The sequence below is a fragment of the Dyella mobilis genome (genome assembly GCF_016904945.1).
In the GTDB taxonomy this organism is placed as follows: Bacteria; Pseudomonadota; Gammaproteobacteria; order Xanthomonadales; family Rhodanobacteraceae; genus Dyella_B; species Dyella_B mobilis.
Genome location: NZ_JADIKF010000034.1, coordinates 97,143 through 111,377, shown reverse-complemented (window position 1 = coordinate 111,377; position 14,235 = coordinate 97,143). Strand labels below are relative to the sequence as shown.

Annotated in this window: 11 protein-coding genes; 8 read left to right on the top strand and 3 right to left on the bottom strand. The window is 62.4% G+C overall.

All coding sequences use genetic code 11. The features are described from left to right. Nucleotides 1-7: 7 nt before the first annotated feature. Entirely contained in the window at nucleotides 8-1,435 is a 1,428-nt protein-coding gene (gene hpnJ, locus ISS99_RS03410; RefSeq protein ID WP_204630183.1) for a hopanoid biosynthesis associated radical SAM protein HpnJ, read from the bottom strand. 77 nt (nucleotides 1,436-1,512) lie between these two features. Beyond that, entirely contained in the window at nucleotides 1,513-2,661 is a 1,149-nt protein-coding gene (hpnI, locus tag ISS99_RS03405; protein ID WP_204630182.1) for a bacteriohopanetetrol glucosamine biosynthesis glycosyltransferase HpnI, read from the bottom strand. A 79-nt stretch (nucleotides 2,662-2,740) separates the two neighbouring features. On the opposite strand from hpnI, the gene ISS99_RS03400 reads away from it, so the two are divergent. From ISS99_RS03400 to dcp, 8 genes are all read left to right on the top strand, one after another. Then, nucleotides 2,741-3,310, top strand: coding sequence for a DUF2147 domain-containing protein (locus ISS99_RS03400; protein WP_204630181.1), 570 nt, complete (start codon nucleotides 2,741-2,743; stop codon nucleotides 3,308-3,310). A gap of 47 nt (nucleotides 3,311-3,357) precedes the next feature. Continuing rightward, the gene (gene mvaD, locus ISS99_RS03395; protein ID WP_204630180.1) at nucleotides 3,358-4,386 is read left to right on the top strand and encodes a diphosphomevalonate decarboxylase; all 1,029 of its coding nucleotides are present in this window, start codon (nucleotides 3,358-3,360) and stop codon (nucleotides 4,384-4,386) included. Continuing rightward, on the top strand, nucleotides 4,383-5,486 hold the full coding sequence (locus ISS99_RS03390; protein WP_204630179.1) for a mevalonate kinase family protein: 1,104 nt from the start codon (nucleotides 4,383-4,385) through the stop codon (nucleotides 5,484-5,486). Before mvaD ends, ISS99_RS03390 begins: the two co-directional genes overlap by 4 nt. Before the next feature lie 94 nt (nucleotides 5,487-5,580). Then, nucleotides 5,581-7,860 carry a hydroxymethylglutaryl-CoA reductase, degradative gene (locus ISS99_RS03385; RefSeq protein WP_204630178.1) on the top strand — a complete coding sequence of 760 codons (2,280 nt, stop codon included), beginning with the start codon at nucleotides 5,581-5,583 and terminating at the stop codon, nucleotides 7,858-7,860. Then, the gene (idi, locus tag ISS99_RS03380) at nucleotides 7,853-8,455 is read left to right on the top strand and encodes an isopentenyl-diphosphate Delta-isomerase (protein ID WP_239537623.1); all 603 of its coding nucleotides are present in this window, start codon (nucleotides 7,853-7,855) and stop codon (nucleotides 8,453-8,455) included. The genes ISS99_RS03385 and idi overlap by 8 nt, the downstream gene beginning before the upstream one ends. A 136-nt stretch (nucleotides 8,456-8,591) precedes the next feature. After that, a complete protein-coding gene (gene hpnH / locus ISS99_RS03375; protein WP_204630177.1) occupies nucleotides 8,592-9,734 on the top strand; it encodes an adenosyl-hopene transferase HpnH in 1,143 nt (380 codons plus the stop codon). 18 nt (nucleotides 9,735-9,752) lie between these two features. Next, complete coding sequence (locus tag ISS99_RS03370) at nucleotides 9,753-10,862, top strand: glycosyltransferase (protein ID WP_204630176.1); 1,110 nt, start codon at nucleotides 9,753-9,755, stop codon at nucleotides 10,860-10,862. Nucleotides 10,863-10,982: 120 nt separating this feature from the next. After that, nucleotides 10,983-13,196 carry a peptidyl-dipeptidase Dcp gene (gene dcp / locus ISS99_RS03365; RefSeq protein ID WP_204630175.1) on the top strand — a complete coding sequence of 738 codons (2,214 nt, stop codon included), beginning with the start codon at nucleotides 10,983-10,985 and terminating at the stop codon, nucleotides 13,194-13,196. A gap of 104 nt (nucleotides 13,197-13,300) precedes the next feature. On the opposite strand, the gene ISS99_RS03360 is transcribed toward dcp, so the two are convergent. After that, on the bottom strand, nucleotides 13,301-14,212 hold the full coding sequence (locus tag ISS99_RS03360) for an AraC family transcriptional regulator (RefSeq protein WP_204630174.1): 912 nt from the start codon (nucleotides 14,210-14,212) through the stop codon (nucleotides 13,301-13,303). Nucleotides 14,213-14,235: the final 23 nt, after the last annotated feature.

The window sequence follows — 14,235 nt, the reverse complement described above, 5'->3', positions numbered from 1 at the left end:
GGCTCGCTCACGCCTCGTGCGCGCGCAGGAAGCGGAAGAACTCCACACCTTCGCGCAGACGACGCTTCATCATGTCCCAGCTCGTCAGCATTTCCTTGACGATTTCCCAGATCTTCGACGGGCGGAAATAGAAGGCCTTATAGAACTTCTCGACGCCGTGGAAGATATCCTGCTTGGACAGGTGCGGGTACTCGATCAGGGCCAGCTGCACGCCCTTGTCGTTGACCAAGTTGACCGCTTCGTTTTCCTTCAGCCAATTGTTCTCGACCGCCTGCTTGTACAGCGCGGTGCCCGGGTAAGGAGCAGCCAGCGACACCTGGATGGTGTGCGGGTTGATTTCCTTGGCGAACTGGATCGTCTTGTCGATCGTTTCCTTGGTTTCGCCCGGCAGGCCGAGGATGAAGGTGCCGTGGATGGTGATGCCCAGCTTGCGGCAGTCTTCGGTGAAGCGGCGCGCGATGTCGGTACGCAGGCCCTTCTTGATGTTGTGCAGGATCTGGTCGTCGCCCGATTCATAGCCGACCAGCAGCAGGCGCAGGCCGTTTTCCTTCATGATCTTCAGCGATTCGTACGGCACGTTTGCCTTGGCGTTGCAGGACCAGGTCCAGCCCATCGCGCCCAGGCCGCGTGCGATCTCGTGCACGCGATCCATGTTGGAGCTGTCGGTGAAGGTGTCGTCGTCGAACATCAGCTCCTTCACTTCCGGCATGTTCTCCTTGATCCACTTCGCTTCGGCGAGCACGTTGGCGGCCGAACGGGTGCGATAGCGATGGCCACCGACGGTCTGCGGCCACAGGCAGAAGGTGCACTTGGAGCGGCAGCCGCGACCCGTGTAGATCGACACATACGGGTAGTTGAGGTAGCCGATGAAGTAGTTGCTGATCTTCAGGTCGCGCTTGTAGATCGGAGCGACGAACGGCAGGTCGTCCATGTTCTCGATCATCGCGCGCGGCGGATTGTGCTGCACGGTGCCGTCGGCCAGGCGATAGCTGATGCCGGTGATGCTTTCGAACGGACGCCCTTCGGCGACTTCCTTGCAGGTGTAGTCGAATTCTTCGCGCGCGACGAAATCGATCGCCGACGAGGCGGTGAGCGAGCTGGTCGGGTCTACCGCGACCTTCGCGCCCACCAGGCCGATCAGCACGTTCGGGTTGCGCTCTTTCAGCAGCTCCGCGAACTTCGCGTCGGTGGGGAACGACGGCGTGCTGGTGTGGATGATCACCAGCTCGTAGCCCTCGGCGATGCGCAGGCTGTCTTCCACCGAGACTTCGTCGGCGGGAGCATCGAGCACGCGCGAATCGGGCACCATCGCAGCAGGTTGCGCCAGCCAGGTGGGATACCAGAAGCTCTTGATTTCGCGTTTGGCCTGGTAGCGCGAACCGGCGCCGCCGTCAAAGCCGTCGAAGGAGGGAGCTTGCAGAAAAAGCGTTTTCATTACGTGTGACTCCTGCGGAGGCAGTTACCCTGCCCAGGGACAGCAGATAGTTCAGGAATATTTCAAAAAGCTTAGGTCTAGGGCGCTGAACCGCCGCCTCGAGCATGCATGACCTGACCGCGCCATCTTACCTGCCAACCGGCGAGGGCTGCTGCCCATTCCATCAGCAATAAGGTGTCGCGGAGGGGGATCAGCAGGACTTCGTGCCAGGCAAAGGCTCGGTCACCGCTGCGCCGCTGCAAAAAGTGTAGCAAAACCCGCGCCCCGCCACCGAGTGCCGCCAGACCGGCGGTGGCCAAGCCGGGTGCTGCACACAGTCCCAGCAGCAATAACGGTGAGGTAAAGCACACGAAGGTCATGGCAAAGCCCGCCGGGGCAATCGAGCGGATGGTACGCAGCCAACGCAGTTCATGCGCCCACAATTCTTTCAGCTGGCTTTCGTTTACATCCGTGCCCACCACGACCTCCGACAAAACGGTGCGCAGTCCCGCGCGACGCGTGAGTTCGCCCAGCCAGAAGTCGTCGGCGAGCAGATCGCGCAAGGCTTCGAAGCCGCCGATCGCCTGCAGGACATCGCGCCGCAGGGCAATGGTGGAGCCGAAGGCAAAGCGGGTCGAGCCGAAGGCGTGCGAGAGCCGCACCGAAGGCGCAAACCAGTCATCGATGAATAGCCGGCCCAGGCGCGACCAGAGCGACGACCCGGGAACGCCGTAATACAGGCAGGTGACAATGCCCACGCCCGGATCGGCCAGCGGGGCGACGACGCGCGCCAGGTAATCGGTGGGAACGCTGATGTCGGCATCGGCCAGCACCAGCAAGTCGTGTCGCGCCTTCGCCAGCATGTTGATGAGGTTGCTGACTTTGAAATTCGCGCCGTGGATGCGCGGATCGATCACCAGGTCGATCGAGCGCTGCGGAAAGGCTTCGCGAAGCCGCTGGACCACGGCGATGGCAGGATCGTTTGCCTCGCGTACGCCGAAGACCAGTTGATAGTCCGAATGCGTCTGCAGGCAGAACGTGCGCAAATTTTCGAACAGGCGCGGTTCTGCGCCATGCAGCGGCTTGAGGATCGTTGCCGGCTGGGGCTTTGCGGCGACTGCCTCGTGGCGCGCGCGGGTGCCTTTGCGGGTAGCCCAGAGCGCCACGCATGCATAACCGGCAGCGGCAAAGGCGAGCCCGATGCCGAGTCCATGGATAATGATGGCGATGATCCCGTTCAAAGACATGGGTGCTTATGCTACCGACACGCTGTGCTCCAAAGGGCCGGGACATAGGGTCCGATTGCCGCTCATGCAAGGGGGCGCGATGAAGATCATGCTGCACGCCGCGTTGTCCCGCGGGTTCCTCTGGTGTTTGCTTGCCTTCGTTTCGCTGTCGGTTGGCGCTCCTCGCGCCCTGGCCGACGATGGCTATGTGCCTAGCGACCCGTCCGCGATCGCTGGCGACTGGCTGGTGGAAAGCCGCGATGCGGTGATTCGCATCGAGCAAGTCGATGGCGAGTATCAGGGCTACATCCTCTGGCAGTTGCACGATACCTATGGGCCGGAGGACGGCCCCGACCTCAATGGCAAGGTGGTCGTCGACCGCAATAACCCCGATCCTGCCTTGCGTTCGCAGCCCTTGACCGGATTGCGTCTGCTCAAAGGGCTGCACTATGACGTCGGTAACAGGAAGTGGGTCGGCGGTCGCGTTTATAATTCCGAGAACGGACGCACGTATAATTGCCAGGTCAGGTTGCTAGGTCCGAACCGACTGCAATTGCGTGGCTACATCGGTATCAGCCTGTTTGGCGGAAATACGGTGTGGAGCCGGGTCACCATGCGAGTCCCCATCCATGGCGGCCTACCCTTTGTGATGGCTGCGCCAGACAAGTAACCCTTTGTCCGGCATGTGTTTTTTATTTCCCTTCCCCTGCGAGACGTATGAACCTCGAACGACGCGCCGATGCACCCGGAGCACTCCATGCGGCCTCGCAAGCCCAGCCGAACATCGCGCTGGTCAAATATTGGGGCAAGCGCGACACGGTGCTGAATCTGCCGGCCGTCGGCTCGATCTCCATCACCCTGGACAGCCTCTGGACCCGCACCGAGGTGCGTTTCGTACCCGGGCAGAAGCACGACCAGGTCAGTCTCAACGGGCGTAGCGATGAAGCCGAATCGCGGCGCATCACCGCATGCCTGGATCTGCTGCGCCAACGGGCGGGTGTCGACTACGGCGCCGAAGTGTCCAGCCAGAACAATTTTCCCACCGCTGCCGGCTTGGCTTCCTCGGCTTCGGGCTTCGCAGCGCTGGTGCACGCCGGCGCGCAGGCCCTGGGCCTGACATTGAGCCTTGCCGAGCAGTCGGTGCTGGCGCGCCGTTGCTCCGGTTCCGCCGCACGCTCCATTTTTGGCGGCTATGTGGAATGGGCGCACGGCAAACTGGCGGACGGCACCGACTCCGTGGCCAGCCCGCTGCTGGATGCACAGGCATGGCCGCTGCGCGTAGCGGTGGCCATCACGTCGAAGGCCGCCAAGCAGGTGGGATCCAGCGAAGGCATGCGCCGCACGGCGCAGACGTCGCCTTACCAGTCGGCCTGGGTCGACACCCAGGAAGCCGATCTGGATACCGCGCGCGCCGCCATCCTTGCGCGTGATTTCGATGCACTGGCGCAGATTTCCGAATACAGCTGCCTGAAAATGCATGCGCTCGCCATGGCGGCACAGCCGGGCCTGCTGTATTGGAACGGCGCGACGGTGGAATGCATGCATCGCGTGCGTGCGCTGCGCCAGCAAGGCGTGCCGGTGTTCTTCACCGTGGATGCCGGCCCTCAGTTGAAAGCTGTATGCGCGCCTGCGGCGATCGAGCAGGTGAAAGACGCATTGCGCGACATTCCGGGCGTGCTCGACGTGCTGGACACGGGCCTCGGCGAAGGTGCTCGCGCCATGCCGGCAGGTGCACTCCAGACATGATGCAGCTCAGCGCAAGCGCGCCCGGCAAGCTGGTGTTGCTGGGTGAGTACGCCGTGCTGGAAGGCGCGCCGGCACTGGTGCTGGCGGTGGATCGGCGCGCAAACGTGCGCATCGAGCAACGCGATGACGGTGTATGCGAAGTGAATGCACCGGATCTGGGCGTAAGCGGCGCGGCCGTGACGGTCCAGGCAGGAAGCTTGCGCTGGCAGTGCGACCAGGCCGTCGCCGCCAAATTGTCGCTGGTGGAACACATCTGGCAGGGCCTGATGCAGGAGGGGCTTGCGCCGATTGCTGGCGAAGGTTTTACCTTGCATCTGGATACCGCGGGTTTTTTCCACGTGGAAGGCGATACCCGCGCCAAGCTCGGGTTGGGCTCCAGTGCGGCGCTGACGGTGGCGTTGGCGTCGGCCCTGGCGACCATGGCCGGCCGCGCGGACGTGCTGGACGACCGTACGCAATGGCTGCGCCGCTTGTTGCGCATGCATGGGCGCTGGCAGGGCGGGCGCGGCAGTGGCGTCGATCTCGGCGCCAGCGTGGCGGGCGGCTTGATCCGCTATCAATTGGTCGGGTCGGCGCGCGAGCCCGCATTCACGTCGCTCGGGTGGCCGATGGCAGGCGTGCATTGCCTGTTCGTCTGGTCGGGGCAGTCGGTATCCACCAACGACTTCCTGCAGCGGCTTGCGCACTGGCGAACGACGCGTGCGTCCGATTACGCCGGGCACATGCACGAGCTGGGTGCGTTGGCCGAAGCGGCGCTCGAAGCCTTGCAGCGCCACGACGGCCAATCTTTCATTGGACTTACAAAACAATATGCATCGGCTTTGCAGCAATTTGGCCATGCATGCGGTCTGGATATCTATTCGCCGGCGCAAAAAGCACTGGCGGAAATGGCTTCCGCAGCTGGCGTCAGCTATAAGCCCTGCGGTGCCGGCGGCGACTTCGGCGTGGTTTTTGCCGACGATGCAGAAAGGTTGGCGACATTTGAAGGCGCCATTGTTTCGGCCGGCATGCACGTTGTCCCCCTGGGACTTGATTCCGAAGGGATCAGCAGCCATATGCGCCAGACGCGAGATATTCCCCCCTCAAGGATTTTGACGTGATCGCAAATGTTCTTGAGCGTCCTGGCCGACGTGTTTCGCAACGCGTCCAGACGTTGGGGTATGTGACTTACGACCTATACGGAGTGCTTACGGTATGAGCGCCGAATCATCGAGTGCCGAACGGTCCCGATTCCCCGCTTTCTACAAACTCTCGGTTTCCGACCGTGTTCGCGTGATTCACGAGCGCGGCTGGTTGTCGGCCGAGGACTATCAGGCCCTGGTCTCCGGCGAGCACACGCTGAAGATCCACAAGGCCGACAAGATGATCGAGAACGTCGTCGGCGTGATGGGTCTGCCGGTCGGTCTGGGCTTGAACTTCCTGGTCAATGGCCGCGACTACATCGTGCCGCTGGTGGTGGAAGAGCCCTCGATCGTCGCGGCGCTGTCCTCGGCGGCCAAGGTCGTGCGCGGAAACGGCGGGTTTACCGTCGAAAGCACCGAGCCGGTGCTGATCGGCCAGGTGCAGGTGGTGGACGTGCCGCATTTGGCGCACGCCAAGGCCGCGCTGCTGCAGCGTAAGGACGAACTGCTCAACCTCGCCAACAGCCTGCATCCGCAGATGGTGGCGCGCGGCGGCGGCGCGCAGGATCTGGAAGTGCACGTGCATCCGCGGCCGGAAGGCGGTGACATGCTGGTGGTGCACCTTCTGGTGGATACGCGCGATGCGATGGGTGCCAACCTGGTCAACACCATGTGCGAAGGCATTGCCTCGCTGGTGGAGACGATGACCGGCGGACGCGTCTTCCTGCGCATTCTCTCCAACCTTACCGATCGCTCGATGGTGCGCGCACGTTGCGTGATTCCGGCCGAGAACCTCACCGGCAAGGGTTTCACGGGCGAAGAAGTGCGCGACGGCATCGTGCTCGCGAACGAATTCGCCAGCATCGATCCCTACCGTGCAGCAACGCACAACAAGGGCATCATGAACGGCGTCGACGCCGTCGCGCTGGCTACCGGCAACGACTGGCGCGCGATCGAATCGGCTGCGCACGCCTACGCTGCACGCGGCGGCCGCTATACCTCGCTCACGCGCTGGTACAAGGGTGAAAAGGGCGAGCTGATCGGCGAGCTCGATATCCCGATGAAAGTCGGTACCGTCGGCGGTCCGCTGCAATCCAATGCCACCGTGGCGCTCAACCTGCGCCTGCTCGGCGTGAAAACGGCGCGCGAACTGGCGGAAATCATGGGTGCGGTCGGCCTGGCGCAGAACTTCTCGGCGCTGCGTGCGCTGGTGACCGAAGGCATCCAGCAAGGTCACATGACGCTGCATGCGCGCAGTGTCGCCGTTGCCGCCGGTGCCACGGCGGAGATCTTCGACACCGTGGTGGAGCGTTTGGTGGAAAGCGGCGAGATCAAGATATGGAAAGCCCAGGAAATCGTCGAGCAGGTGCGCAAGGAGTCGCGCGGCGTACCGGATATCACCGACCAGTCGGCCGTTGATCATCGCGCTTGCGGCCACGGCAAGATCATTCTGCTGGGCGAGCATGCGGTGGTTTACGGCAGTCACGCGATTGCCGCGCCGGTGCCGCTTGCCGTGCGCGCCGTGGCGCAGGACACCAAGTCCGGCGGCGTGGACATGTTCATCCCGCGCTGGGGCGTGGAATATCGCCTGCACCGCGATCCGGCGCATCGCGATTCCTTCCAGCGTTCGCTCGGCATCATCTTCGACACGCTGGAACTGACCGAGCGCTCGATGCGCATCGAAGTGTTCCCGAACGTGCCTCGCGCCATGGGCCTTGGCGGCTCGGCCGCGATGGCGGTGGCGGTGATCCGCGCACTCGACCAGCATTACGAGCTGGGCCTCAGCGATGAAGAAATCAACGCGCTGGCTTTCCGCTGCGAAGAGGTTGCGCACGGCTCCGCTTCGGGTATCGACAATACGGTAGCCACCTACGGCAAGCCGCTGCTATACAAGCGTGCCAGCAAGAAGGGCGATGCGCCGATGGTGCGCGAGCTGCAACTGCCCAAGCGCATTCCGATCGTGATCGGCATCAGCGGCAAGGAAAGCCTCACCGCGGTGACGGTTGGCAAGGTACGTACCGCGTGGCAGCGCAATCCGGCGCTGTATGACGGCATCTTCCAGCAGATTGACGGTCTGACCCTGCAGGGCATGGAGGCGATGCAGCAGTACGATCTGGAGCGCCTGGGCGACCTGATGAACATCTGCCACGGCCTGCTCAACGCACTGCGCGTGTCGAGCTGGGAAGTGGAAGAGCTGGTGCAGATCGCGCGCGAACACGGCGCGCTCGGCGCCAAGCTCACCGGCGGCGGCGGCGGCGGTTCGATCGTTGCGCTGTGCCCGCAGAATCGTGAAAAGGTAGCGGCCGCGATACGTGACGCCGGCTACCAGGCGATGGAGGTAGACATTGGATAATCAAGAACTCGAGCGCCAGAACTGGCGTGACTCGAACGAAATCGTCTCTTTCGACGACGAGCCGCTGGTGCTGGTCGATTCCAATGACCAGGAAGTCGGTTTTCTCGACAAGGCTTCGGCGCACGAAGGCAAAGGTACGTTGCATCGCGCCTTTTCGATTTTCGTGTTCAATGCCAACGGTGAGTTGCTCTTGCAGCAGCGCGCGCCGGGCAAGCGGTTGTGGCCGGGCTACTGGTCCAACACGTGTTGCAGCCACCCGCGCCGCGGCGAGACCTTGGACAATGCGATTCATCGCCGGCTGAAAGAAGAACTCGGCTTGGCTTGCCCGCTGGAGTATCTGTTCAAGTTCGAATACCACGCGCAATTCGATGCCGACGGTGCCGAACACGAACTGTGCCGGGTCTATGCCGGTCGCAGCGACGATGCGCCGACGGTCAACGTGAACGAAATTTCCGGCTTGCGCTATATCTCGCCCGACGCACTCGATGCGGAGATGGCGGCCAAGCCGGAGGCCTTCACCCCGTGGTTCAAGATCGAATGGGAGCGGATCCGTCGCGAGCACGCGCACGTCTTCGCCCCCGTATCCAAGGGTTAGGCAGGGCAGTAATAACGGCGGCCACCCAGGTGGCTTATACTGAAACTCGTGTAAGAACTTACAGCTGGAGGATGCCGGCGCATCACCAAGATGGTGATCGAAAGGCATTCGCGGCATTGACGTACTGGAGAATCCTTTGGGTATTCCACTTATTCAGCAGACCACGATCGCGCGTTACATTGTCAGCAAGAAGCTGAGCGGTCAAAAGCGTTACCCGTTGGCGATGATGTTGGAGCCGCTGTTCCAGTGCAATCTGGCATGTGCAGGCTGCGGCAAGATCGATCAGCCCAAGGAAATCCTGCAGAAGCGCATGAGCGTGGAGCAGGCGCTGGCCGCCGTGGACGAATGCGATGCACCGGTGGTGTCCATTCCGGGCGGCGAGCCGCTGATCCACAAGGATCTGCCCAAGATCGTCGAAGGCATCGTGGCACGCAAGAAATTCGTGTACTTGTGCACGAATGCCATCCTGATGCCCAAGCACATCGACGAATACAAGCCGTCGCCGTACTTCACCTGGTCGGTGCATCTGGACGGCCTGGAGAAGCAGCACGACAAGTCCGTGTGCATGGACGGCGTGTTCGACAAGGCGGTGGCAGCGATCAAGCTGGCGCTGTCCAAGGGCTTCCGCGTGACGGTGAACTGCACGCTGTTCAACAGCGAGCCGCCGGAAGAAGTCGCCGACTTCTTCGACTACGCGATGGAACTGGGCGTGGAAGGCATTACCGTGTCGCCCGGCTACAGCTACCAGCACGCGCCGCGCCAGGATGTGTTCCTGGGCCGCACCGAGAGCAAGCAGCTGTTCCGCGACATCTTCAAGATCGGCAAGGAACGCAAGCGCAAGTGGGCGTTCAACCAGTCGGCGATGTTCGTGGACTTCATCGCGGGCAACCAGTCCTATCAGTGCACGCCGTGGTCCAACCCGACCTACAACATCTTCGGTTGGCAGAAGCCGTGCTACCTGCTGGTCGATGAAGGCTACGCCAAGACCTACAAGGAGTTGATGGAAGACACCGAGTGGGAGAAGTACGGCGTAGGCATCAATCCGAAGTGCGACAACTGCATGGCGCACTGCGGCTTCGAAGGCACCGCCGTGAACGACATGTTCGCTCACCCGCTGAAGGCGCTGAAGGTATCGATGTTCGGCCCCCGTACCGATGGCCCGATGGCACCGGATCTGCCGGTGAAGTACGGCAATCGCGCGGATGCCACGGCCATCCACATCCCGATCAGCTCGATCCAGCGTCGCGATTCGTCGACTGGCGCCGACGCAAACCACTGACCTCGCACACGGCCACCTATGAGTACGTTGGGATGGGTGGCCGCGTTGCTGCCGGTAGTGATGTGGGTGGGGCTGCTGCTGGCACCGTGGCGGCCCTGGAGTACCCGCGAGCGCATTGAGGCCGGCCCGCACGTCGGGCCGGTCGATCTCAGCGAGATCACCGTACTGATCCCCGCACGTAATGAGGCCGATGTCATCGGCCTCACGCTGGCCGGCCTGCAGTCGCAGGGCAGCGGTTTGCAAGTCATCGTCGTCGACGACCAGTCCAGCGACGGAACCGCACAAATCGCCGCATCTTTTCCCCATGCCCAGGTCGTCAGCGGCCAGCCTTTGCCGGAAGGTTGGGCCGGAAAGCTGTGGGCGCTGGAGCAGGGCAAGTCGCACGTGCGCACGCCGATCACTTTGCTGCTGGATGCCGACATCCAGCTGCAGCCGGGCCTGCTTGCCGCGTTGCTGATGCACAAGCGGCGCGAGAACCGCCAGTTCGTTTCGCTGATGGCCGACTTGCGCCGCACCAGCTTTTGGGATCGCCTGCTGCTGCCGGCGTTCGTCTACTACTTCAAGTTGCTCTATCCCTTCGCCGTCTCCAACTCCTCCTCGCGCCTGGTTGCCGCCGCCGCGGGCGGCTGCATCCTGGTCGACACCGAGGCTTTGCAGCGGGCTGGCGCCTTTGCCAGTCTGCGCAACGCGCTGATCGACGATTGCACGCTGGCACGGCAGGTGAAGAATGCCGGTTATAGCACCTGGCTGGGCCTGAGCCGCGGTGTGGTGAGCCTGCGCCCTTACGGCACGCTGGGGTCGATCCACGACATGGTGGCGCGCTCGGCCTTCACCCAGCTGGGTTATTCCACGGTGCTGCTGCTGGTGGTGACGGTTTTGTTCGTGCTGGCCTACGGTCTGCCGTTCCTGCTTCTGGCCGGCGCGGCTACCTGGCGACTGGGCTTGCTGGCGCTGGTGGCGATGATGCTCAGCTACCTCCCCATGCTGCGCTACTACCAGATGCGGCTGGCCTGGGCGTTGTTGCTGCCTTTTGGCGCCGTGCTTTATCTGGGCATGACCTGGAGTTCGGCCATCCGCTACTGGCGCGGGGTGCGCTCGCGCTGGAAGGATCGTACCTACAGCACTTGACGTAGGGTTTTTCAGCCCATGCCGTCCGGCAGGCTTGGAAGATCGGGACGCTGTGGCTACAGTCAGTGGCTGACTATTCACGCCCGGCTTCCGGCCGGGCCGCCACCTTGGGGAGCTTTCATGCCTCGTCTTCGTATTCTTGCGATTGCAACGTCGATCGCGTTAGCCGCCTGTTCGCAGTCGCCCAACACCGCCGGCAACTCGGCACCGGCGTCTGCCGGTAGCGCGCCAGCCAAGGCATCCACGACGGCGACAGCCGAGGCACCGGCCAGCAATCCGTTCTTTACCGCCAGCACCTTGCCGTACCAGGCCCCGCCGTTCGACAAGATCAAGGACGGCGACTACGAGCCGGCGATCGAAGAAGGCATGAAGCAGCAGTTGGCCGAAGTCGACAAGATCGCCAACAACCCGGATGCGCCGACGTTCGAGAACACGTATGTCGCGCTGGAGAAAACCGGCTTGCTGCTCAACCGCGTGATGGCGGTGTTCAACGGCGTGACCGCCGCCAACACCGACGATGCGCTGCAAAAGGTGCAGGAAGACGAAGCGCCGAAGCTGGCCGCGCACGCCGACGCGATCCACCTCAATGACAAGCTGTTCCAGCGCATCCAGACCGTTTACGACCAGCGCGATTCGCTCAAGCTCGATCCGGAATCGCAGCGCCTGGTTGAGGTGGTCTATCGCCAGTTTGTGATGGCCGGTGCCAAGCTTTCGGACGCCGACAAGTCCAAGCTCAAGGACTACAACAAGGAAGAAGCCGGCCTCGAAGCGCAGTTCAACAACAAGCTGCTTGCCGCCGCGAAGAACGGTGCACTGGTCGTCGACGACAAGAGCAAGCTTGCCGGCCTTTCCGACGAAGACATCGCCGCGGCCGCCCAGGCCGCCAAAGACCGCCACCTCGACGGCAAATGGGTGCTGACCCTGCAGAACACCACGCAGCAGCCGCTGCTGCAGGACCTGACCGATCGCGCCACGCGCCAGGCATTGTTTGAAGCCTCCTGGACGCGCGCCGAAAAGGGCGACGCCAACGATACGCGGGACATCATCGAGCGCCTTGCCCAGCTGCGTGCGCAGGAAGCCAAGCTGCTCGGCTTCCCGAACTACGCCGCGTGGACGCTGGAAGACCAGATGGCGGAGAACCCCGATACGGTGATGAGCTTCATGGGCAAGCTCGCACCGGCCGCGGTGGCGCGCGCCAAGGTTGAAGCCGCCGACATCCAGAAGCAGATCGACAAGGATCAGGCAGCGCTGCACCAGCCCACCTTCAAGCTCGAACCGTGGGATTGGGAGCATTACGCCGAAGAAGTGCGCAAGGCCAAGTACGATCTGGACGATTCGCAGATCAAGCCGTACTTCGAGTTGAACAACGTGCTGCAGAACGGCGTGTTTTACGCTGCCAATCAGCTCTATGGCCTGACCTTCAAAGAGCGCAAGGACATTCCGGTCTACAACCCGGATGTGCGCGTGTTCGAAGTGTTCGACAAGGACGGCAAGTCGCTGGCGCTGTTCTATTTCGATTACTTCAAGCGCGACAACAAGAACGGCGGCGCGTGGATGGACAACTTCGTGGGCCAGTCGAAGTTGCTCGGCACCAAGCCGGTGATCTACAACGTGGCGAACTTCACCAAGCCCGCCGACGGCCAGCCTGCGCTGCTGTCGATGGACGACGTGGTCACCATGTTCCACGAATTCGGCCATGGCCTGCACGGCTTGTTCTCCGACGTGGAATACCCGACCTTGTCGGGCACATCCACGGCGCGCGATTTCGTCGAATTCCCCTCGCAGTTCAACGAGCACTGGGCGACCGATCCGAAGGTCTTTGCCAACTACGCGAAGAACTACAAAGACGGCAAGCCGATGCCGCAGGAGCTGGTCGACAAGCTCAAGAAGGCGGGTATGTTCAACAAGGGCTATGACATGACCGAGCTGGTTGCCGCGGCAATGCTCGACATGAACTGGCACATGCTGAGCGCCGATCAGCCCAAGCAGGATGCGGATACTTTTGAAGCGGCTGCCTTGAAGAAGGACGGCGTGGATCTTTCCTATGTGCCGCCACGCTACCGGTCCAGCTACTTCCTGCACATCTGGAGCAACGGCTATTCGGCCGGCTACTACGCCTACCTGTGGACGCAGATGCTGGCTGACGATGCGTTCGAAGGCTTCAAGCAACACGGCGGGCTTACCCGTGAAAACGGCGATCGCTTCCGCAGCATGATTCTGTCGCGCGGCAATACGGTGGAGCTGTCCAAGCTTTACAAGGATTGGCGCGGCCAGGATCCGAGCATCGAGCCCATGCTGATCGATCGCGGTCTCAAACAGGGCGGTACGAAATAAGCTTCAGGCAACGGTTAAAAGGAAACGGGCCAACAGCGATGTTGGCCCGTTTTTTTTGAGCTGCTGCAGATTGGCGCGGGCTACGAAAATAGTGCTAACAGGCCCTAGTTCAACGTCTGTTGGGCAAGCCCCTGGCGGATCCGGCCCGGGCTGACGCCGCTGATGCGCTTGAACAGGCGCCGGAACGCCGCTTCGCTGCTGTAGCCCAGTTGTTCTGCAATCAATGCGACGGACAGTCTTCGGTCGCGCAACATCCGCTCTGCCACGCTGACGCGCCATTGCGTCACATACTGCATGGGTGGCACCTTCATGAGTTGCGCAAAGCGTTCGGCGAAGGTGGAGCGCGACATGCATGCAAGCGTCGCCATCGATTGCATCGTCCAGGCTCGCCCGGGCTCTTCGTGCACGGCCTGCAGTACCTTGCAGATGCGGCCATCGGCGAGCGCGGCGAACAGGCCTTGATGATCGGCGTGACGGTTGGCGTAGTCGCAGACGGCCAGGGTAAAGAGCGTGTCGGCGAGTTTGTTCAGCAATACCTGGCGGCCTGGCAGTTCCGAGTTGGCAACATCCACCATCATCGTCGACAGGTGCCGGAATACCGCGGTCGCATGTTCCGCACGCACGACGAAGCAAGCGGGCAGGGCGCGGCTGAGTGGGTGCGATCCGTGGCTGGAGAAATGGAGTTCGCCGCAGATCAGGCTGGTGGGAATTTGTGCCAGGCTGCTCCTCGCGCAAAGGCGATGGGGATCGCCGTGGGGCAGCACCACCAGGTCGCCCGCTTGCAGATGCAAGGTTTCGCTGAGTGCGGCGCTTTCGATAAGGCATTCGCCGGCGCCTACCAGGTGAAACAAACCGCAATCGTAACGAGGCTCGTCCATGAACCATTCGCCGCAGTGCTGCTGTTCGGCAATCACGTCGACCCGAAGCATCGATTGATTGAGCAGCGACTCCAGGGCCGGTTGGACCGGCTGCGAGCGCGGCATTCCTGCGGCACTTGATGAGGGTTCGGCATACATGGGCTGGGCTTCCGTGGCTTGGC

Coding starts and splice junctions, on each gene's coding strand:
- mvaD (WP_204630180.1), top strand. CDS start 3,358: ATGAACCTCGAACGACGCGCCGATGCACCCGGAGCACTCCATGCGGCC.
- ISS99_RS03400 (WP_204630181.1), top strand. CDS start 2,741: ATGAAGATCATGCTGCACGCCGCGTTGTCCCGCGGGTTCCTCTGGTGT.
- dcp (WP_204630175.1), top strand. CDS start 10,983: ATGCCTCGTCTTCGTATTCTTGCGATTGCAACGTCGATCGCGTTAGCC.
- hpnJ (WP_204630183.1), bottom strand. CDS start 1,435: ATGAAAACGCTTTTTCTGCAAGCTCCCTCCTTCGACGGCTTTGACGGC.
- hpnI (WP_204630182.1), bottom strand. CDS start 2,661: ATGTCTTTGAACGGGATCATCGCCATCATTATCCATGGACTCGGCATC.
- ISS99_RS03390 (WP_204630179.1), top strand. CDS start 4,383: ATGATGCAGCTCAGCGCAAGCGCGCCCGGCAAGCTGGTGTTGCTGGGT.
- ISS99_RS03385 (WP_204630178.1), top strand. CDS start 5,581: ATGAGCGCCGAATCATCGAGTGCCGAACGGTCCCGATTCCCCGCTTTC.
- ISS99_RS03370 (WP_204630176.1), top strand. CDS start 9,753: ATGAGTACGTTGGGATGGGTGGCCGCGTTGCTGCCGGTAGTGATGTGG.
- ISS99_RS03360 (WP_204630174.1), bottom strand. CDS start 14,212: ATGTATGCCGAACCCTCATCAAGTGCCGCAGGAATGCCGCGCTCGCAG.